17 protein-coding genes and 1 other RNA gene are annotated in these 19,111 nt (G+C 70.3%); 8 read left to right on the top strand and 10 right to left on the bottom strand.

Annotated features, from left to right (window positions below; all coding sequences use genetic code 11):
• Positions 1 to 15: 15 nt before the first annotated feature.
• Entirely contained in the window at positions 16 to 615 is a 600-nt protein-coding gene (locus AB0K12_RS08720) for a TetR family transcriptional regulator C-terminal domain-containing protein (RefSeq protein ID WP_364557009.1), read from the bottom strand.
• 464 nt (positions 616 to 1,079) lie between these two features.
• Here AB0K12_RS08720 and AB0K12_RS08715 point away from each other — a divergent pair, with 464 nt between their 5' ends.
• Genes AB0K12_RS08715 through AB0K12_RS08705 form a run of 3 tightly spaced genes read left to right on the top strand, consistent with a single transcriptional unit; the run spans position 1,080 to position 4,756 of the window.
• Positions 1,080 to 2,246 carry an acyl-CoA dehydrogenase family protein gene (locus tag AB0K12_RS08715; RefSeq protein WP_364557007.1) on the top strand — a complete coding sequence of 389 codons (1,167 nt, stop codon included), beginning with the start codon at positions 1,080 to 1,082 and terminating at the stop codon, positions 2,244 to 2,246.
• Entirely contained in the window at positions 2,243 to 3,265 is a 1,023-nt protein-coding gene (locus AB0K12_RS08710; RefSeq protein WP_364557005.1) for an acyl-CoA dehydrogenase family protein, read from the top strand. The genes AB0K12_RS08715 and AB0K12_RS08710 overlap by 4 nt, the downstream gene beginning before the upstream one ends.
• Complete coding sequence (locus AB0K12_RS08705; protein WP_364557002.1) at positions 3,266 to 4,756, top strand: AMP-binding protein; 1,491 nt, start codon at positions 3,266 to 3,268, stop codon at positions 4,754 to 4,756.
• Here the strand turns inward: AB0K12_RS08705 and AB0K12_RS08700 are convergent.
• The 4 genes from AB0K12_RS08700 to AB0K12_RS08685 all read right to left on the bottom strand — a co-directional run bounded on the left by AB0K12_RS08700 (position 4,735) and on the right by AB0K12_RS08685 (position 9,011).
• Positions 4,735 to 5,748 carry a YafY family protein gene (locus AB0K12_RS08700; protein ID WP_364557000.1) on the bottom strand — a complete coding sequence of 338 codons (1,014 nt, stop codon included), beginning with the start codon at positions 5,746 to 5,748 and terminating at the stop codon, positions 4,735 to 4,737. The two genes, AB0K12_RS08705 and AB0K12_RS08700, sit on opposite strands and share 22 nt — an antisense overlap.
• Before the next feature lie 192 nt (positions 5,749 to 5,940).
• Positions 5,941 to 7,371 (bottom strand): Nramp family divalent metal transporter, encoded by a 1,431-nt coding sequence (locus AB0K12_RS08695; RefSeq protein WP_364556997.1) that lies wholly within the window; start codon positions 7,369 to 7,371, stop codon positions 5,941 to 5,943.
• A 64-nt stretch (positions 7,372 to 7,435) separates the two neighbouring features.
• Positions 7,436 to 8,209 carry a GNAT family N-acetyltransferase gene (locus AB0K12_RS08690; protein ID WP_364556994.1) on the bottom strand — a complete coding sequence of 258 codons (774 nt, stop codon included), beginning with the start codon at positions 8,207 to 8,209 and terminating at the stop codon, positions 7,436 to 7,438.
• A gap of 253 nt (positions 8,210 to 8,462) precedes the next feature.
• Positions 8,463 to 9,011 (bottom strand): DinB family protein, encoded by a 549-nt coding sequence (locus AB0K12_RS08685; protein WP_364556992.1) that lies wholly within the window; start codon positions 9,009 to 9,011, stop codon positions 8,463 to 8,465.
• 97 nt (positions 9,012 to 9,108) lie between these two features.
• Between AB0K12_RS08685 and AB0K12_RS08680 the strand changes: the two genes are divergently transcribed.
• Positions 9,109 to 10,068, top strand: coding sequence for a YafY family protein (locus AB0K12_RS08680; RefSeq protein WP_364556989.1), 960 nt, complete (start codon positions 9,109 to 9,111; stop codon positions 10,066 to 10,068).
• 270 nt (positions 10,069 to 10,338) lie between these two features.
• Here AB0K12_RS08680 and AB0K12_RS08675 read toward each other — a convergent pair whose 3' ends face one another.
• The 3 genes from AB0K12_RS08675 to AB0K12_RS08665 all read right to left on the bottom strand — a co-directional run bounded on the left by AB0K12_RS08675 (position 10,339) and on the right by AB0K12_RS08665 (position 14,252).
• Positions 10,339 to 11,436 (bottom strand): M20 family metallopeptidase, encoded by a 1,098-nt coding sequence (locus AB0K12_RS08675; RefSeq protein ID WP_364556987.1) that lies wholly within the window; start codon positions 11,434 to 11,436, stop codon positions 10,339 to 10,341.
• Between the two features lie 243 nt (positions 11,437 to 11,679).
• On the bottom strand, positions 11,680 to 12,705 hold the full coding sequence (locus tag AB0K12_RS08670) for a membrane dipeptidase (RefSeq protein WP_364556985.1): 1,026 nt from the start codon (positions 12,703 to 12,705) through the stop codon (positions 11,680 to 11,682).
• Positions 12,706 to 12,800: 95 nt separating this feature from the next.
• Positions 12,801 to 14,252 carry an NAD(P)/FAD-dependent oxidoreductase gene (locus AB0K12_RS08665; RefSeq protein WP_364556982.1) on the bottom strand — a complete coding sequence of 484 codons (1,452 nt, stop codon included), beginning with the start codon at positions 14,250 to 14,252 and terminating at the stop codon, positions 12,801 to 12,803.
• Between the two features lie 103 nt (positions 14,253 to 14,355).
• Here AB0K12_RS08665 and AB0K12_RS08660 point away from each other — a divergent pair, with 103 nt between their 5' ends.
• From AB0K12_RS08660 to rnpB, 4 genes are all read left to right on the top strand, one after another.
• The gene (locus AB0K12_RS08660; RefSeq protein ID WP_364556979.1) at positions 14,356 to 15,156 is read left to right on the top strand and encodes a Nif3-like dinuclear metal center hexameric protein; all 801 of its coding nucleotides are present in this window, start codon (positions 14,356 to 14,358) and stop codon (positions 15,154 to 15,156) included.
• Between the two features lie 2 nt (positions 15,157 to 15,158).
• Positions 15,159 to 15,899, top strand: coding sequence for a C4-type zinc ribbon domain-containing protein (locus tag AB0K12_RS08655; protein WP_364556976.1), 741 nt, complete (start codon positions 15,159 to 15,161; stop codon positions 15,897 to 15,899).
• On the top strand, positions 15,896 to 17,161 hold the full coding sequence (locus tag AB0K12_RS08650) for a bifunctional RNase H/acid phosphatase (protein ID WP_364556973.1): 1,266 nt from the start codon (positions 15,896 to 15,898) through the stop codon (positions 17,159 to 17,161). Before AB0K12_RS08655 ends, AB0K12_RS08650 begins: the two co-directional genes overlap by 4 nt.
• 140 nt (positions 17,162 to 17,301) lie before the next feature.
• Positions 17,302 to 17,692, top strand: an RNA gene (gene rnpB / locus AB0K12_RS08645) — RNase P RNA component class A.
• Between the two features lie 33 nt (positions 17,693 to 17,725).
• Here rnpB and AB0K12_RS08640 read toward each other — a convergent pair.
• Together AB0K12_RS08640 and AB0K12_RS08635 are read right to left on the bottom strand one after the other, a co-directional pair.
• The gene (locus AB0K12_RS08640; RefSeq protein WP_364556970.1) at positions 17,726 to 18,892 is read right to left on the bottom strand and encodes a site-specific integrase; all 1,167 of its coding nucleotides are present in this window, start codon (positions 18,890 to 18,892) and stop codon (positions 17,726 to 17,728) included.
• Positions 18,892 to 19,080 (bottom strand): helix-turn-helix domain-containing protein, encoded by a 189-nt coding sequence (locus AB0K12_RS08635; RefSeq protein ID WP_364556967.1) that lies wholly within the window; start codon positions 19,078 to 19,080, stop codon positions 18,892 to 18,894. The genes AB0K12_RS08640 and AB0K12_RS08635 overlap by 1 nt, the downstream gene beginning before the upstream one ends.
• Positions 19,081 to 19,111: the final 31 nt, after the last annotated feature.

The following is a 19,111-nucleotide window of genomic DNA, read 5'->3' as shown; positions in this document are numbered from 1 at the left end:
CTGGGAAGGTGAGGGTCACAGGTTTTCCGCGTCCACCCCCAGCTCCTTGGCCGCCGCCGTACGGATGAGCACGTTGACCCGCCGCCGTGACAACACCTTGGGATGCGTGTGCGTCTGCACCGCGAGGCCGTCGATCAGGGCGAACAGCCGCCACGTCGCCGAGTCGGGATCGTCGCAGTCGAAATCGCCGCTCGCCACGCCCGCCTCGATGATCGTGCGCATCAGCGTGCGCCCCCTGGCGTCGATGCGCCGGGAGGTCTCCTCCAGCTCGGTGCTGCGCATCGCCTCGGACCAGGCGTCGATCCAGAGCCGCCAGCCCTCCGTGGGGATGGCCGGCGAGCAGAGCCGCAGCAGCGAGCGCAGGCGCTCGAGCGGCGTGCCGGAGGAACGTTCGACGTCGGCGAGCGCCTCGAGGTGCACGCGTGCCGCATAGCCGAATGCCTGCGCGAACAGCCGCTCCTTGGTCTCGAAGTGGTAGAAGAGCAGGGCCTGGCTGACTCCGGCCGCCCTGGCGATGTCCAGGGTCCTGGTGTGCCCGAAACCTTGCTCCGCGATCACCTCGCAGGCCGTCTTCAGCAAATCCTCGCGCCGTAATCGGCTGAAACCAGTTGTCACAGCGGGTAACTCTAACTTCTGATCACTAGTATTTATAGGACAAAACGGACGTCAGTCCTTCTGGTTATATGGAGCCCCGGTACGTACACACAGTCCCGTTCATGGTGATCATGGTAGTTGGGGGTACCGAACGCCCTTCTGCGGGGTCGGAAAACCGTCTCAACCGCTGACTCCGGGCAGGCGAAGGACGACACGGGCGCCCGTCTCCGAGCCCTCGATCCGCAGCGTTCCGTGGTGCGTCCCGTCATGGCCGCGCTGGCGAGCAGCGCCGGTCTCGCGCGTATGGATCGGTCCGGCCGTACGATCGCACCCATCCCCCTGCAGGTCAGATGATCACATCGGGCGGCTTCTCCCCGAATCATCGGATTCCATGGCGAATCACCCCGGCGCCCACCAGAGCAATGCTCTATGCGTGCCGGGGTGAGCTGACTAGAGTAAGTGAGCACTGATGCCGAGGAGCCGAAGTGAACCTTGCTGAGTATCGGCGTGCGGCCAGAAGCTGGCTGCAGGAGAACGCACCGACCGACGACTACCCGGAGGCCGACGGGATCCCCCGCGCCAAGGAGTTCATGGCCAAGCTGTACGACGCCGGCTACTCCGGCATCAGCTGGCCGAAGCAGTGGGGCGGCCAGGGCCTGACCCAGGCCGAGGAGCGGGTGTTCGCCGAGGAGGCCCGCGACTTCACCCTGCCCACCTACGTCTTCTCGATCGGCCTCGGCATGACCGGGCCGACGATCGTCGACCGGGGGAGCGACGCCCTGCGCGAGCGGTTCGTCCGCCCGCTGCTGCGCGGCGAGGAGATCTGGTGCCAGCTCTTCTCCGAGCCGGGCGCCGGCAGCGACGTGGCCAGCCTGCAGACCAGGGCCGTACGCGACGGCGACCACTGGATCATCGACGGCCAGAAGGTGTGGACCTCCGTCGCCCACCACGCCGACTGGGGCCTGCTGCTCGCCCGCACCGACGTCGACCGGCCCAAGCACAAGGGCCTGACCATGTTCGTGGTGGACATGCGCCACCCCGGCGTGACGGTCAGGCCGCTGAAGGACATGTCGGGCCGGGCCAACTTCAACGAGATCTTCTTCGACGCCGTGCCGATCCCCGACGAGCACCGCGTCGGCGAGGTCAACGACGGCTGGAGCGTGGCCGTCACGACGCTGCTGCACGAGCGGCTGTCGATCTCGGCGGGCGTCGGCATGAGCGGCCAGAAGGAGAACCCGGCCGCACTCGACGCGCTGCGCAGGCAGGTCGACACCGCCGACCCGCTGGTCCGCGACGAGCTCGTCGAGCTGCACATCCGCAGCCGCGCGCTGGAGCTGTTCAACGAGCGGCTGTCGCAGGAGACCAGGGCCGGCGTCTTCCCCGGCGCCCGCGGCAGCGCCGCCAAGCTGCTGCTCGCCGAGCTGACCCAGTTCCAGGCCGACCTCGCCACCCGGCTCGTCGGCCCCGAGGCCACGCTGGCCGGCCACCCGCTCGCCCGCGCGATCTCCATGGCCCCCGGCATGGCGCTGGGCGGCGGCACCAACGAGATCATGCGCAACATCATCGGTGACCGCGTGCTCGGCCTGCCGCCGGAGCCGCGCGTGGACAAGACCGTGCCGTTCAAGGACCTGAAGGTGGGGACGCAGGGGTGAAGCTCGTACTCAGCACCGAACAGCAGGAGCTGCGCGCGGCCGTACGCGCCTTCCTCAGCGCCGCCTCGCCGCTCCCCAAGGCCCGCGAGGGATACGACCCGCAGGTCTACGCGCGGCTCAACGGCGAGCTCGGCCTGTCCGGCCTGATCGTCCCCGAGGAGTACGGCGGCGCCGGCGCCGGGCTGAGCGAGCTGGCCGTCGCGCTGGAGGAGACCGGCGCGGCGCTGCTGCCAGGCCCCTTCCTCGCCACCGCGTTCGCCGCCATCACGCTCAGCCGGGTGCCCGACAAGGAGCTGCTGGCCGGCATCGCCGAGGGCCGCGTCGCCGCCACCGTCCACTCCAGTGAGGTCTCCTACGACGGCGCCACCGCCTCCGGCCGGCTGCCCCAGGTGCTGTCCGGCATGGAGGCCGGCGTGCTGGTCGTGCCCGCCCGCACCGCCGACGGGCCCGTGCTGCTGGCCGTCGACCTGGCCGGTCCCGGCGTCACCAGGACCGCGCTGGACACGCTCGACCTCACCCGCGGCCAGGCCGACGTGGTGCTCGACGGCGCCCCCGCCCGCCTGCTCGGGCCCGCGCCCGAGAGCGGCGTCACCGAGCGGATGTGCGTGGCGCTGGCCGCCGAGCAGCTCGGCGTGATGCGCGCCGCGCTCGACGCCATCGTGGCCTACGCCAAGATCCGGGTCGCGTTCGGCCGCTACATCGGCTCCTACCAGGGCGTCAAGCACAAGCTCGCCGACATGCACGCCAAGCTCGAACAGGCCGAGTCGATCGTCAGGTACGCCGCGTGGGCCGCCGACGAGTCGCCCGCCGACCTGCCCGAGGCGGCCGCGCTCGCCCAGGCGTACGTCGGCCGCGCCTGCTTCGAGGTGGCCCGCGACCACCTGCTGCTGCACGGCGGCATCGGCTACACCTGGGAGCACGACGCCCACCTGTTCTACAAAAGGGCCAAGGCCGACGAGGTGCTGCTCGGCCCGCCCCGCATCCACCGCGCCAGGCTCGCCGACCTCCTGGAGCTCTAGATGGACATCAGCGGCCTACCCGGCTTCTACGCCATCGCCGCCGCCGACCCCGGCCGCCTCGCCGTGATCGACGCCGACGGCACCCGCACCACCTATGGCGAGCTGCTCGCCCGCGTCAACCAGGTCTCCCACGGGCTGCGCGCCCGCGGTCTCGGCACCGGCGACGTCGTCGCGGGCGTGCTGCCCAACGGCGTCGACGCGCTGGTCATGGTCATGGCCACCGGGCAGATCGGGCTCTACTACGTGCCGATCAACTGGCACCTGACCCAGGCGGAGATCGCGTACGTCCTCAAGGACTGCGACGCCAAGGTCGTCGTCACCGGGCCCGGCCACGCCGTGCCGGGCGGCGAGATCGGGACGGACGGGCTCGCCGCGGGCCAGTCCGCCGAGGCGCCCGGCGACCGCACCTCCGGGGCGGTCATGTGGTACACCTCCGGCACCACCGGCTTCCCCAAGGGCGTGCAGCGCCCGCTGCCGGGAGCCGAGCCCGAGGCGATGGTGCCGCTGTACGTGTGGTTCCTCGGCGAGGTCGTCGACCTCAAGCCGGGCGACGCGCGGCACCTGGTCACCTCGCCGATGTACCACTCGGCGCCGTGCGCGCACGCCCAGTTCGCGCTGCATCTCGGGCACACCGTGGTGATCGCGCCCCGCTTCGACCCGGTCAACATCCTGGAGCTGATCGACCGCCACCGCATCGGCAACGCCATGATGGTGCCGACCATGTTCCACCGGATGCTGCAGCTGCCCGGCGAGGTGCGGGCCCGCTACGACCTGTCCAGCCTGCGGCAGGTCATCCACACCGCCGCCGCCTGTCCCGTCGCGGTCAAGCAGCAGATCATGGACTGGTGGGGGCCGGTCCTGTACGAGTATTACGGCTCGACCGAGTCCGCCATCGCCTTCGCCGTCAAACCGCACGACTGGCTGGCCAGGCCCGGCACCGTCGGCCGGCCGGTGCCCACGTTCGAGGCGAAGATCTGCGACGAGTCCGGCGGCGAGCTGCCTCCCGGCTCGCCCGGCCTGGTCTACGTCAAGTCCAGCATGGGGACGTTCGAGTACCGCAAGGATCCCGGCAAGACGGCCGCCAGCATGCTGGGGGAGTGGTACACCCCCGGTGACATCGGCTACTTCGACGAGGACGGCTACCTGTTCCTGTGCGATCGGCGTACCGACCTGATCGTCTCCGGCGGGGTGAACATCTACCCCGCCGAGATCGAGGCGGCGCTGCTCGACCATCCCGCCGTCGCCGACGTGGCCGTCATCGGGGTGCCCGACGAGGAGTGGGGGCACATCGTGGTCGCGCTCGTCCAGCCCGCCGCGAGCGCCGAGCCGGGGCCCGCGCTGACGGCCGAGCTGCTGGAGCACTGCGGGCCGCGCATCGCCCGGTTCAAGCAGCCCAGGGTGATCGAATACCGGGAGGTGCTGCCGCGGACGCCGACCGGCAAGCTGTCGCGCTCGAAGGTCCGCGAGGACTACCTCGCCTCCCGCTCCTGATCGCCCGCTCGCCCCTGACCACCCGCCTGTCCCCCACCGCTCGCTCTGCCCGCCCGCCGGTAGCGGTCCGCCAGCTCCAGCACGTGCTGGGCCAGCTCCGGCGGGTCGAGCACCTCGAAGTCCACGCCGACGAACCCGATCCACACCGCGATGCCCCGCAAATCGTCGCCGCCCAGGCTGACCACGCAGGTGCCGGCGTCCACCGGCTCGACGTCCAGGGGCAGCCGCAGCGACCGCACGTGGTCGGCGGACGCCCGCAGCAGCACCCTCGCGTGGTGCCGCTGCATCGCCGTGCTCACCCCTCGTTCCACGTACGCCGCCACGTCGCCGTCGCCCGGCAGCGTCCTCGGCGCGAACCGGGGGCCTGACGGCGTGCGCGGGCGCACCCTGTCCACCCGGAACGTGCGCCAGTCCCGCCGGTCCACGTCGTAGCCGACCAGGTACCAGCGTCCCCGCCGGTGCACCAGCCGGTGCGGCTCGACGTCCCGCACGCTCTCCTCGCCGTCGTGGCCGGCGTAGTCGAACCGCAGCCGCTCGTGGTCGCGGGCGGCGTTCGCGATCGTCGTCAGCACCTCGGGCGCCACCTGCGGCCCCGTCCCCGGGATCTGCACCGTGTACGCGTTGAGCGCACTCACCCGCCGCCGCAGCCTCGCCGGCAGCACCTGTTCGAGCTTGGCCAGCGCGCGTACCGACGTCTCCTCGATCCCCTCGACGCCGCCCCCGGCCGCCCGCCCCAGCCCGACCGCGACCGCCACCGCCTCCTCGTCGTCCAGCAGCAGCGGCGGCAGCGCCGCCCCCGCCCCCAGCCGGTACCCGCCGGCCACGCCGGGGGCGGCGTGCACGGGGTAACCGAGCGACCGCAGCCGCTCGACGTCGTTGCGGATCGTCCGCGTCGACACCCCGAGCCGCGCGGCCAGCTCGGGGCCCGGCCAGTCGCGGTGGGCCTGGAGCAGGGACAGGAGTTTGAGCAGACGGGCCGAGGTGTCCAGCATGTCCATCAGTGTGACGGCTATCGCGGCAAGGATGTTGCCGCGATGACGTCCCCAGGTTGATCGGAGACCAGCAGCAACGCCTTGCCCACCAGCAGGCGGCCCTCCAGGGCGGCCGCCGCTTCAACGACTCGCATGCGTCCGGGTCTGCGAACTCAACCTCGGTTGAGGTCAACCGCGCCGGCGCGCCCGCCGTCACCCGAACAGCTTCTGCGCCTGCTGGAAGACCACGATCACGGTCAGCGTGCCGAAGAACAGCACCGACCAGACCAGCGCACCCAGCCGGTACGACCGCACCTTGATCGCCTCAGGCAGCGCCCTCCTGTTGAGGACGATCAGCAGGATCGAGTACACGAACATCATCACGGCCGCGAAGCACGCCGAGAACACCAGCAGGATCAGCGGCTGGTCCAGCCCCGCCAGCAGGATCACCGTGCCGACCAGCGCGATCGCCCACACCACGATGAAGTAGACCCGGTTGACCGAGACCGCCCTGTCCCGCAGGTAGACGGTCTTGAGGGTGTCGGAGGCCAGCCGCGAGGTGTAGTCGACGATGCCCATCGCCGACGCGAACAACGCCAGCGCCCCGATCACCCAGAACAGCACACCGAACCACGGTCCGACGACGTCCATCAGCACCTGGCCCTCGGCCTCCAGGAACGCGATGCTGTTCTCCAGGCCCGGCCGGCCGAACACCGTCGAGTACGCCAGCATCGACATGAGCGCGATCGTCACGAACGACACCATGGCGAACGTCCATGCCTGCTCCACGTTCGCGAAACGCCACCACGCCTTCCAGCGCGCCAGGTTCTCCTTCGTGGGCGCGAACTGGTAGCCGGTCGACGACACCGCCTCCTCGTGGCCGGTGACCGGACTGACCAGGCGCGGCACGTACAGGCCCATGCCGAAGCCCTTGTCGCGGATCCAGTTGCTCTGGCACAGGTTCTGGCCGCCGCCGGCCCCCGCGTACGCGATGGCGCCCATCAGGACGGCGAAGTCGAGCGGCGGCACCGGGAAGCGGGCGCCGACCGTCAGGCCGCGGCCGAGCTGCAGCCAGCTCTCCGCGTTGATCGCGACCACGATCGCCACGATCGCCAGCGTCGCGACCAGGGCGATCTTCACGAAGATCACCTTTTCCAGCAACGTGTAGATCACCGGCGCCAGCGTCAGCCCGGCCGCGATCACGATCAGCATGCCGATCGCGATGTAGCGCACCGAGCCCTGCCCTGAGCCCGTCAGGTACGTCACCATCGTCGCGGACGTGGTCACCCAGCCCGGCCAGAGGTTCGAGCACAACGTCATGATCACGAAGACCAGGCCCCAGTGTTTCCACATGCGGCTGAACCCGGTCAGCGCCGTCTCGCCGGTGGCCAGGGTGTAGCGCTCGATCTCCATGTTCAGGAACCACTGGGTGATGATGCCGATCGCGGCTCCCCAGATGAAGATCAGGCCGACCTGCGAGGCGATGTACGGCCAGAGGATGAACTCGCCCGACGCCAGCCCGACCCCGGCGCCCACCAGGCCGGGGCCGATGATGCGCCAGGTCGATCGGGGTGGCTCGGGAAGGTCGCGGACTTCGACGGTCGGTAGGACTCGCGCAGGAACGGTGGGGGTGAACTCCGTCATGCGGATCTCCTTGCTCGGCATTCCTGCCGCCACATTACAGAGATCCAAAACAGCAGTGGAATACCTAAGTAATCGACACGACGTATTCTCCGCGAGTGGTGAAACCCACCACATGCCCGCCCGCCGCCATGGCTCCGCCCAGCGCCTCCCGCATCGCCCGGCGCCAGGCCCGCGCCGCGTACGCGTTGTCGCGCCGCAGTTTCTCCACATCGCTCGGCGTGCCCACCAGGAGGAACCGGCTCCTGCCGGCGGTTTCGCGAACGGGCTCCCCGTTCGGCCCCTCCCACAACGTCATGGCAGCGTTCTGGGGCTCGTCGTTCGGCTCGATGCTCTCCTGGAGGTGCCAGACGGCCAGGAGGCGGTCGGAGGCGTCCCCCTCGTTGATCGCGTCGGCCATCACGCCGTAGAAGTCCGGCAGGTACTCCTCCGGGCGGGCGCCCAGTTTGACCAGGTTGAAGCGGGCGTTGCGGCGTACGAGAGGGTCGAACGTCCACGTGATGCGCTCCAGCCCCTGCTCCAGGCACCACCACCGCTGGTGCGTCTTGAGCGCGTACCCGATGCCCCGGCCCGCCACGGCCCCCGTCACGTGCGAGTGCAGCGCCCGCCCCGCGGCACGGAACCCCACCGACGCCCCGACCAGCTCGTCACCCGCGTACGCGCCCGCCACGTAGTTCCCGGTGTGCGCGAACCCCACCATCAGCTCCACCGTCGCCGGCACGTTCGTCGGCCCGGGACGCCAGATCTCGTCGAAGAGCCGGTAGACCTGCTCGAACTCGCCGATCTCCCGCAACTCCCTGACCGTCACACCGGCCCTGGCCGCCGCCTCCTCGTGCTCCATGCCTTCATTTACGCACGCCCCCGAACCCCGCAACCCTTCGGCCCCACCCCCGACCTCCACCCCCGCCCCGGGCCCTGAACCCCGCCCCGACCGTTGATGGCGGGCGGGCTGCCGCGCCACCGGCCTTGACCCACCCCCGCCCCGACCCCAGACGTCGAACCCTTACCGCCCTTCGAGGTGCCCGCCCCGCCCCCCGGCCTCTACGTACCGGGGCCGTGCCGGGGCGGGCAGCAGGTGGAGACACAGGCGGGCCTCAGCCCATGCTCTTCGCGCCGTCGAGCGACTCACGGATGATGTCGGCGTGCCCGGCGTGCTGAGCCGTCTCCGCGACGATGTGGATCAGCGCCCGCCGGGCCGACCACCGGACACCGGGCTGGAACCACGGCGCCTCGGGAAGCGGGTGGGCGACGCCGAGGTCGGGCAGGGTGGCGACCACCTCGTCCGTCCTCCTGGCCACCTCCTCGTACGCCTCCAGCACCCCGGCCAGCGTCTCACCGGGCAGCAGCTCGAACTCCGCGGTCCGCGCGGCGTAGTCCTCCTCGGTCATGTCCGCGAAGTTCTTCATCGCAGAAGTGCCGTTCAGGATGAAGTCCACCCAGCCCTTCTCGACCTGGGTCACGTGCTTGATCAGGCCACCGAGGCACAGCGCGCTGGCGGTGGTGCGCATGCGGGCCTGCTCGTCGGTGAGGCCCCGGGTGGTGAAGCGCAGGAAGTGGCGGCTCTGCGCCAGCTCGGCCAGCAGGTCGGCGCGCTCCCCGGTCACCTCGGCGGTGCTGCTCGTGCTCGGCGTGTCGACGGTCATGGGCGGTGCCTCCCTGGTTGTGTTCTCGCTCGCTCACCTAAAGAATGACGCCCATTGCGGCCACTTTCCGTCCTCAATAGCGGAGAGACTGAAAAACATGGCGAACACCAGCACCCGTACCTTGCGCCTGCTGTCCCTTCTCCAGACCCACCGCTACTGGCCAGGCGCCGAGCTGGCCGAACGGCTCGGCGTGTCGGCGCGCACCCTGCGCAGGGACATCGACCGGCTCCGCGAGCTGGGCTACCCGGTGCAGGCCCAGCGCGGCGTCGACGGCGGCTACCAGCTCGCCGCCGGGGCCGCGCTCCCGCCGCTGGTGATCGACGACGAGGAGGCCGTCGCCCTGGCCGTCGGCCTGCAGGCGGCCGCGCAGAACCCGGTGGAGGGCATCGCCGAGTCGTCCGTACGGGTGCTCGCCAAGGTCGTCCAGGTCATGCCGGTACGCCTGCGCCGCCGCATCGACGCCTTGCGCGCCATGACCGTCTCCGCCGGCTGGGGCAACCCCGCCAGGGCCGCCGCCGACCCTTCGGTCCTCACCACCGTCGCGCTGACCTGCCGCGACAACGAACGCATCCGCTTCACCTACACCGCCGCCGACGGCCGTACCACCGAGCGCCACGCCGAGCCCCACCGCCTGGTGTCCCTGGGTCACCGCTGGTATCTGGTCGCCTACGACCTCACCCGCCACGACTGGCGCAGCTTCCGCATCGACCGCCTGTCCGACCCGCAGAGCACCGGCGCCCGCTTCCGCCCCCGCGACCTCCCCACCGCCGACGCCGCCGCATTCATCCAGTCCAGCCTCGACAACGTCGCCCCGCAGTCCTACCGCGCCCAGGTCCTCGTCTACGCCCCCGCAGAGGAGGTCCGCACCCGCATCGGCCGCTGGGCCACAGTGGAGGAAACCGAGCCCGGCCAATGCATGGTCTCCATGATGACCGACAGCCTGGACTGGCCGATCATGGCCGTCGGCACCCTGGACGCCGACTTCCGCGTCGTCAGCCCCCCGGAACTCCTCACCCGCTTCCACACCTTGGGCACCCGCTTCACCCGCGCCCGGTGAAACGGCACCACCCCCCACTCACACGGGCAGAGCGCCAGCAGGCACGCGACCACTCGTCCCGGGACTCATGGCCGGCCAAGCTTTGTCCCCCTGCCATCGGTGCCGCACCGACGCGGGGCAGGGGGTCGCGCAGGCACGCGCCCACACCTCCCGAGCCGCCAAGGTCCCCCAGCCCACCTCCGCCCAGTGCCACCTCCGCCCAGCCCACCTCCGCCCAGTGCCACCTCCGCCCAGTGCCACCTCCGCCCTGCGTCGCCTCGGGAGCAGGGCTCAGCGGACGGCCTCGATCAGGGCGCGGAGCAGGGCGGTGCGGCTCGGGAGTTCGGAGATCAGGACGTGTTCGTGGTCGGCATGTGCCCCGCCGCCCACGGCGCCCAGGCCGTCCAAGGTGGGACAGCCCACGCCGGCCGTGAAGTTGCCGTCGGAGGCGCCGCCCACCGAGGCCGAGGTCAGCGCGGGCAGGCCCAGCCCCGCCGCCAGCTCCTGGGCCAGGGCGAAGAGCGAGGCCGACATGGAGGCTTCGAGCGGCGGCCGGTTGGGCCCGCCGACGACGTCGAGACGGGTGCCGGGCACGACGGGCCGCAGCGCGTGCATCGCCGCATCGACCCGCTCCTGCTCGGCCACCTCCGCCACTCGCACGTCCACCCCGACTGAGGCGAAGGCGGGGACGGTGTTGAGCGTCGAGCCGCCGGACAGGACCGTCGGCGTCACGGTCGTCGCCCCCGCGCCCAGCCCGGCGACGGCCAGGATCTGGTGCGCGAGCTCGATGCCCGCATTGGCCCCCTTCTCCGGCTCCAGCCCGGCGTGCGCCGCCTTGCCGTGCACGTTGACGGTGTAGAGCGAGGTGCCCTTCCTGACCGTCTTCAGCGCCCCGCCGTCGGCACTGGCCTCCATGACGAAGGCGGCGGCCAGCCCGCGCGCGGTGTCCTGGATCAGCCGCGACGACGTGATGGAGCCCACCTCCTCGTCGCCGGTGACGAGCAGCGTGACGCCGTCGAGCGAGTCGAGCCCGGCCAGCGCGTGGAACGTCTGCACCAGCCCCGCCTTCATGTCGAACACACCCGGCCCCCTGACCACCCCGTCGACCACCGACCAGGGGTGGGTGGCGAGGCTGCCCATCGGCCAGACGGTGTCGTGGTGACCGAGCAGCAGCACCTTGGGCGTACCGAACGACCAGCGCAGGTGCGTCACGCCGTCGATCACCAGGAACTCGGGCCCGCTGCCCAGGTGGCGCGCCCCCATCGCGGCCACCACTTTGGCACTGCGGGCCACGGCCTCCAGGTCGCTGGAGAACGACTCACACGTGACCAGCTCTTCGAGATCGGCCAGCATGGCCGCGAGCTGCGGAGAGGTGGTGCTGTCTGTCATGCCGGTCGTCTCCCGTGAGATGCGGTCGTGGTCGGAGAGGCGCTCACCCCGGCGGCGCCCCGGGGTCGCGTAGAGGAAGCGGCCGCACTGACCGCCCGCCGTGCCGGCGGGCGGAAGGCGATCGCGCCGCCCGTTCGGACGCGGGAGGCCGCCGCGGTGGTGCCGGTCACCGGACCTCTACCGGTCGTCCGGGCGTGAAACGCCGCCGCGGTGGCGTGGGTGTCCAGACGTAGGGAAGCGGCATCAGAGCAGCTCCCCGAGCAGGCGGTGGACGTTGCCCCCGACGATCTGCATGACGTCCTTCTCCGGCAGGCCGCGCGCCAGCAGCCCTTCCGTCACCATGGGCAGCCCCCTCGGCCCTTCGAGGCCGGGGATCGCCGCCTTCGGGTCGACGCCCCTCGCGTGGACGTCTTCGCAGCACGGCGGCGTCAGGTCGTCCATCACCTCGCGGATGAAGTCGGGCCCCAGCCCCACGTGGTCGATGCCGGCGACGGAGGCGACGTGTTCGATGTGGTCGAGCAGCCGGTCGAGGGTCATGTCCTCCGTGCGCTCGGCGAGGAAGGGGGCGAAGAAGTTGACGCAGACCACGCCCCCGTTGGCGGCGACGGCGCGGAGCTGGTCGTCGGTGAGGTTGCGGTGGTGGTCGCGCAGGGCGCGGGCCGAGGAGTGGGTGGCGATGACGGGCCTGGTGGCGAGCTCGAGCACGTGGGCGACACCGGAGGCGCCCAGGTGGGAGACGTCGAAGATCATGCCGAGGCGCTCCATCTCCTGCAGCGCCTCGACGCCGTGCGAGGTCAGGCGGCTGCCCGTGGCGTCTTGGCCGCTGCCGTCGGCCAGCGGCGTACGCCCGAAGTGGGCGATCGACGCCACGCGCACCCCCAGCCGGTGCATGGTGGGGATCAGCTCGACGCTGGCGTCGATGCCGGGCATGCTCTCCATGGCGAGCACCAAGGCGATCTTGCCTGCGTCGAGCGCCCGGTCGATGGCGGCGGCGTCGAGACAGAGGCTCACCTCGTCGGCGTTGCCCTCGGCCAGCACGTGAGCGCACTCGATCATCCGCAGCGTCTGCCGCAGCGCGCCCTCCGGCAGGTATTGGTCGTCGATGAAGACGGGCAGGATCTGCAGGTCGACCCCGCCGTCGCGGAGCTGCGGCAGCCACTGCTCGCGGAAGAACGAGGCCCACTGCTGCGGCGGGCGTGCGGAGACCGCCATGAGAAGGTCGTTGTGGGTGTCGGCCACGACTGCGCGCTGGTGCAGGGGAATCGTCATGGCCAGGACGCTACCTCGCGGTCATGACCAGCAACAATGTGCCCAGGTCCGATCTTTGGCGTCCGGCCCTGGTCTGACGCACCAGAGGACGGGTCCTACCCAGGTCCGACCGCCCGGTACGCGGGCTCCGGCGGCCTGGCCGTCAGCCTGCGGTAGAGCGTCGTGCGCCCCGGCCAGTTGTTGGTGACGCGGCCGTCGGCCGTCTTGTACCAGCTCCTGCAGCCCGCGCCCCACACCATCTTGCTCATGGCGAGGTCGAGCTGCCGCCGCCAGGCCGCCATCGCCTCGGGCCGCACCTCGATGGGCCCGGAGGCGCCGAGGTGCGGCAGGCACGCCATGATGTGCGCCACCTGGCACTCGATCATGACGATGATGGAGTTGTGCCCCAGGTTGGTGTTGGGCCCGTACAGCATGAAGAGGTTGGGGAAGCCCGGCACGGAGATGCCAAGGTACGCCTCGGCGCCGTCCTTCCACCGCTCGCTCAGCGACCGCCCCTCGCGTCCGGCCACCTCCATCGGCACCAGGAACTCGGTGCTCTTGAAGCCGGTGGCGTAGACGATCGTGTCCACCTCGTACGCGCCATCAGCCGTATCAACACCTTTGGGCGTGACGCGGGCGATCCGATCGGTCACGAGCGAGACGTTCGGCCTGGTCAGGGCCGGATAGAAGGAGCTGTCGATGACCACCCGCTTGCAGCCGGGCGGGTAGTCGGGCGTGAGCCTGGCCCGCAGCTCGGGGTCGGGCACCTGGTCGCGCAGGTGGCGCAGCGCCCGCTGCCTGAGCAACCCCTCGCTCCACCCCTGGGCCAGCGCCGGATAGAGGGTGCCCTCGGCGTACCTGTAGATCCACTCCCGGTACGCCCGCTGCAGCCCCGGCACGAACCGGAACGCCATCCGCGTCAAGGGCCCGAACGCGGCGTCCGGCTTGGGGATGACCCAGTTGGGGGTGCGCTGGAAGAGATAGAGGTGCTCGGCCCGCTCAGCCACCCGCGGTACGAGCTGCGCCGCCGACGACCCGGTGCCGATCACCGCGACGCGTCTGCCGGTCAGGTCGTGGTCGTGGTTCCAGCGGGCCGAGTGGAAGGAGACGCCCTCGAACTCGTCCATCCCGGATATGTCCGGCATGTGGGGACGGTTGAGCTGCCCCACCGCCATGACGACCACGTCGAACGTCTCCGTGTGTTCGCCCTCGGTGGACGACGTGGTGACCTGCCAGGCGCCGCCGTCGAAGACCGCCCGCCGCACCTCCGTCCGTAAGCGGATTTTCCGCCTGACGTCGTATTTATCGGCGCAATGGTGAAGGTAGTCGAGAATTTCCGGCTGCTCGGGATAGCGCCGCGTCCAGCTCGCGTACTTCTCGAACGAGTACGAGTACAGATGCGAGGGAATGTCGCACCCCGCCCCGGGATAGCTGTTGTCCCGCCACGTACCGCCCAGATCCGCGGCCCTCTCGAAGACGGTGTACGTGCGGATCCCGGCCCTTTCCAGCCGGATCGCCATGCACAGCCCGCCGAAACCCGCTCCGATGATCGCGACGCGTGGCGCCATGCCAGTCCCTCCGCAAGTCAGGATCCACTTACATTACGCCGAACCCCGCCGCCGCGACACCCCTCCGCCTCCCGCGTACCGGTAGTCTGCGCAGGTGGCTGCTGTGACGTTGACGGACGTGATCGGAGTGCTCGAGGCGGCCTACCCGCCCGCCCGGGCCGAGTCGTGGGACGCGGTGGGGCTGGTCAGCGGAGATCCGGCCCAGGAGGTGCGGCGGGTGCTGCTGGCGGTCGACCCGGTCGCCGCCGTGGCCGACGAGGCGCTGGAGTGGGGCGCCGACCTGATCGTCACCCACCACCCCCTCTACCTGCGCGGCACCACCACCGTGGCCACCACCACGCCCAAGGGCCGCCTCATCCACACCCTGATCAAGAACGACGTCGCCCTCTACACCGCCCACACCAACGCCGACGTGGCCAATCCCGGCGTCTCCGACGCGCTGGCCAGGGCGGTCGGGCTGGTGGGCGACCTCGTGCCGCTCCAGCCGTTCGCCGACGACCCGTGGCGCGGGCTCGGCCGCATCGGCGAGCCGGCGGAGGAGACGACGCTGGAGGAGTTCGCCGCGCGGGTGGCCAAGGGCCTGCCCCGCACGTCGTGGGGCATCCGCGTGGCCGGCGACCCCGGCCGTCCCGTGCGGCGCGTCGCGGTCAGCGGGGGAGCGGGCGACTCCCTGCTCGGCGCGGCCAAGGCGGCGGGCGTCGACGTCTTCCTCACGGCCGACCTACGCCACCACCCGGCCAGCGAGTTCGTGGAGGCCGGCGGGCCCGCGCTGATCGACGCCGCCCACTGGGCGACCGAGTGGCCCTGGCTCGACAGAGCCGCGTCCATCCTGCACGAGAGTGGCGTTACCGTTGAAACGCGCGTCTCCGCCACGGTCACCGATGCTTGGACAAGAGGATATTGATCATGAAAGCAGCCCCTGAGGCACAGAAGCGACTGCTCGACCTGGCTGAGCTCGACTCCGTGCTTGATCGGCTGGCCCACCGCCGCCGCACCCTGCCCGAGCTGGCCGAGATCGACGAGCGCTCCAAGCTCTACGCCAAGCTCGTCACCCAGGTCATCGAGGCCGAGACCGAGGCGGGCGACCTGGCGCGCGAGCAGACCAAGGCCGAGAACGACGTCGACGCCGTACGCACCCGCGCCGACCGCGACCAGAAGCGTCTCGACTCCGGAGCCGTCACCTCGCCGCGCGACCTCGCGAGCCTGCAGTCCGAGATCGCCTCACTGCACAAGCGGCAGGGCGACCTCGAGGAGGTCGTGCTGGAGATCATGGAACGCCGCGAGGCCGCCGACACCAAGGTGACCGACCTGATCACCCAGCGCGACGAGGTGCGCGCCGCGCTCTCCGCCGCCGAGGACCGCCGCGACGCCGCGCTCGCCGAGATCGAGAAGGAGGCGGCCGACGTCCAGGGCCGCCGCGGGGGAGTCGCCGGCGACATCCCCGCCGACCTGCTCAAGCTCTACGAAAAGCTCAAGGAGCAGTACGGCGTCGGCGCCGCCATGCTGCACGGCGGCCGGTGCCAGGGCTGCAAGGTGGCCCTGTCCATCGCCGAGATGAACGCCATCAAGGCCGCCCCCCACGACGAGGTCGTCCGGTGCGAGGAGTGCCGCCGCATCCTCGTCCGCACCCCAGAGTCGGGCCTGTGACCACCTACGTCATCGAGGCCGACGGCGGCTCGCGCGGCAACCCGGGCCCGGCCGGCTACGGCGCGGTCGTCAAAGACGCCTCCGACGGCCAGGTGCTGGCGGAGGCGGCAGAGGCGATCGGCGTCACGACCAACAACGTCGCCGAATACCGGGGCCTGATCGCCGGCCTGCGCGCCACGCTCGACGTGGCCGGCGAGGGCGCCCAGGTGGCCGTACGCATGGACTCCAAGCTCGTCATCGAGCAGATGGCGGGCCGCTGGAAGATCAAGAACGAGGGGCTACGGCCGCTGGCGGCGGAGGCGGGTTCGCTGGTCAGGCGGCTGCGGGTGACGGAGTGGACCTGGATCCCCCGCGAACGCAACAAGCACGCCGACCGCCTGGCCAACGAGGCCATGGACGCCGCCGCCCAGGGCCTGACCTGGACCGCCGGCGGCTCGTCCAAGGAAACCGCCGCGTCGGCTCCGCCGGAGGGCCGCGTCAGAGGGGCCGCGGCCGCCACCGGTCCTGCGGCGCCGTCCGTACCCCGGCAGACCGACCTCCTCGACGCCGGCGAGCTGTCCGCCCCGACGGCCTCCGTCGCCACGGCCCAGCAGACCGCCCAGCGCACGGGGGAGCGCACCGGCACCGGCTGGGCCCCGCCCACCCGCGTCGCCACCTCGCTCCTCCTCCTGCGCCACGGCGAGACCGAGCTGTCCGTCCAGCGCCGTTTCTCGGGGCTCGGCGACGCGGAGCTGACGGCCAACGGCCTGGCCCAGGCGTCGGCGGCGGCCGCGCGGCTGGCGCGGGAGCCGTACCGGCTGGACGTCATCGTCACCTCGCCTCTGACGCGCGCCCGCCAGACCGCGGACGCGGTCGCCCAGCAGACCGGCCTCGACGTGGAGGTCTGCGACGACCTCAGAGAGGCCGACTTCGGCGCGTGGGAGGGCCACACGTTCACGGAGGTGCAGCGCCGCTGGCCCGACGAGCTCGCCGCGTGGCTCTCCGACCCGGCCGTCGCCCCGCCGGGCGGCGAGAGCTTCGCCGAAGCCTCCCGCCGCGTGCAGGCTGCCAGGGAGCACCTGGCCGAAAGGTACGAGGGCCGCACGGTGCTGGCCGTCTCCCACGTCACCCCCATCAAGCTGCTCCTCCAGGACGCCCTGACGGCCCCCCTCCAGGCGCTCTACCGCATGCACCTCGACCTGGCGTGCCTGTCGCTGATCGAGTACTACGCCGACGGCCCCGCCGTGGTGAAGACCTTCAACGACACCGCCCACCTGCGCTGATCGAGGCCGTGCCGGCACTGGCACGCACCGGCACGGCCCCGGGGCGCCATCGTCCCCCTCAGGCGATGACCGGCCCATTCCACCGATCCGATCTTGTCGATGACTTGGGGATGACCTGAGGTTTGATAACCTCCTCCAGACGAGTCGGCCGGGCGGCCGCGTCGGGCCTCCGGGCCCGCCGAGGAAGGTCCGGGCTCCACAGGGCAGGGTGGTCGGTAACGCCGACCCGGGGTGACCCGCGGGAAAGTGCCACAGAAAGCAGACCGCCTCCCGGCCTCGGCCGGAAGGTGAGGGTGAAAGGGTGGTGTAAGAGACCACCAGCGCCCACGGTGACGTGGGCGGCTAGGTAAACCCCACCCGGAGCAAGGTCAAGAAGGGACGCCTTCCGGGGCGTTCCGCGCGCGACGCTCGAGGGCTGCCCGCCCGAGTCGCGCGGGTAGACCGCTTGAGACCGCCGGCAACGGCGGTCCTAGATGGATGGTCGCCCCTTCGCAAGAAGGACAGAACCCGGCCTACAGGCCGACTCGTCCCTCTCCACCCCTGTGACCAGGGGTGGAGCAGCGTTCATGACTCCTTGTTCCGTCTCTGTTCCGGAAGAGTCGGGAGAAGAAGCGCATCGATGGCTCCGCGCCCTAGATCGTCTTGGTCCGGGAACAGATGGCCGTAAGTGTCCATCGTCTCGGCGATGGTGGCATGCCCCAGCCGGGTCTGGATCACCTTCGGATTGAGGTTCGCCTTGATCAACCCGGAGGCGTAGAAGTGCCGCAGATCATGAAACCGGGTTCCTTTGGGAAGGCCAGCCTCTTCTACAGCCTCACGCCAGCAATCATTGAACGATTTTCGCTGAGCGACGCGACGGCACCTGTTAGTGATGAGTACGCCCTCGGGGCCAGGTGAGTAGCGTGCCTGATGCTCCTGGATCTGATCGAGTACGAGGTCATCGACAGGCAGCGTGCGACGGGACGCCCTGGTCTTGAGTTCGACCAGTTCGCCGTTCTGCGCTTGACGATGAACGAAAACGCGCTTGGCTTCAGCCTGAACCTTGGAAGCTGTCAGCCCGAGAGCCTCGCCCAACCGAAGGCCAAGCCCAAAGCCGAGCCAAACGGCCAGTTGGTAACGAGGGGTCATGGCGTTGGCGAGAGCCAAGACGGCCTCTACCGACAGGGGTTCGACCACACGCGCCGTGATGCGCGGTAGGGGGACGCGTGAGCATGGGTTGCTAGGAATGTCCCCGTCATCGACAGCAGCTTGCAGGACGAGACGCAAGACCGCGAACACGGTGTGCACCGTCGTTGGGGCCAAGGTCTTGTTCAGCCGTGCAATAACGGCCTTCATGTCTGCCCTGGTTAGGCTACCGATCCGCCTTTCGCCTAAAGCCGGAATCAGGTGCGCATTCAGATGAACGGTATAGGTATCGAGACTGTTAGTCCGCAGATGCACCTGTGATGGCAGCCATTTTTCCAGGGCATACTCACGAAACAAAAGTCTGCCCCTGCGTTCGTCGACGTAGACGCCACGAAGCCGGTCCGCCTCTTTGGCCGTCCCATGACTCTGCGCCTGGGCTTTGGTCGCGAAGGCTTTCGTCTCCTCCTTACCATCTAGCCCGATCCAGACAGCAAGCCAGCGCTTGGCTTCTTTGCTGCCGCCGTTGTCGGGATGCCGCTTAGTCTTCTGTCGCTGTTTTTGACCATCTGGCCCCGTAACGAACCAGAGATCACGGACGCGAGCCATCAGGCCGCATCTCGTTGCTGGCGAAACCAGTCGAGAACGTCTTCCGGTAGATAGCGGAGGTGACGCCCGACGCGGGCGGCCTTTGGGCCGATTCCTCGATGCCGCCACTGGTACAAGGTGGCAACTGGCACGCCGAGAAAGGCCGAGACGTCTTCCGTGCTCCAGGTTCGCTGAATAGCAGAACTCATGGTGGTGGTGCTCCGTTCGCGGTCTGAGGGT

This window comes from Nonomuraea sp. NPDC049419, assembly GCF_040676995.1.
GTDB lineage: Bacteria > Actinomycetota > Actinomycetes > Streptosporangiales > Streptosporangiaceae > Nonomuraea > Nonomuraea salmonea.
The sequence above is the reverse complement of the archived record's forward strand: the minus strand, read 5'-3'. Positions and strand labels throughout refer to the sequence as shown.

What these genes read in the sequence shown, in the direction of transcription:
- AB0K12_RS08700 (WP_364557000.1), bottom strand. Translation starts at nt 5,748, where the DNA reads ATGCTGGACACCTCGGCCCGTCTGCTCAAACTCCTGTCCCTGCTCCAG.
- AB0K12_RS08640 (WP_364556970.1), bottom strand. Translation starts at nt 18,892, where the DNA reads ATGGCTCGCGTCCGTGATCTCTGGTTCGTTACGGGGCCAGATGGTCAA.
- AB0K12_RS08635 (WP_364556967.1), bottom strand. Translation starts at nt 19,080, where the DNA reads ATGAGTTCTGCTATTCAGCGAACCTGGAGCACGGAAGACGTCTCGGCC.
- AB0K12_RS08655 (WP_364556976.1), top strand. Translation starts at nt 15,159, where the DNA reads ATGAAAGCAGCCCCTGAGGCACAGAAGCGACTGCTCGACCTGGCTGAG.
- AB0K12_RS08665 (WP_364556982.1), bottom strand. Translation starts at nt 14,252, where the DNA reads ATGGCGCCACGCGTCGCGATCATCGGAGCGGGTTTCGGCGGGCTGTGC.
- AB0K12_RS08680 (WP_364556989.1), top strand. Translation starts at nt 9,109, where the DNA reads ATGGCGAACACCAGCACCCGTACCTTGCGCCTGCTGTCCCTTCTCCAG.
- AB0K12_RS08705 (WP_364557002.1), top strand. Translation starts at nt 3,266, where the DNA reads ATGGACATCAGCGGCCTACCCGGCTTCTACGCCATCGCCGCCGCCGAC.
- AB0K12_RS08685 (WP_364556992.1), bottom strand. Translation starts at nt 9,011, where the DNA reads ATGACCGTCGACACGCCGAGCACGAGCAGCACCGCCGAGGTGACCGGG.
- AB0K12_RS08690 (WP_364556994.1), bottom strand. Translation starts at nt 8,209, where the DNA reads ATGGAGCACGAGGAGGCGGCGGCCAGGGCCGGTGTGACGGTCAGGGAG.
- AB0K12_RS08670 (WP_364556985.1), bottom strand. Translation starts at nt 12,705, where the DNA reads ATGACGATTCCCCTGCACCAGCGCGCAGTCGTGGCCGACACCCACAAC.
- AB0K12_RS08695 (WP_364556997.1), bottom strand. Translation starts at nt 7,371, where the DNA reads ATGACGGAGTTCACCCCCACCGTTCCTGCGCGAGTCCTACCGACCGTC.
- AB0K12_RS08675 (WP_364556987.1), bottom strand. Translation starts at nt 11,436, where the DNA reads ATGACAGACAGCACCACCTCTCCGCAGCTCGCGGCCATGCTGGCCGAT.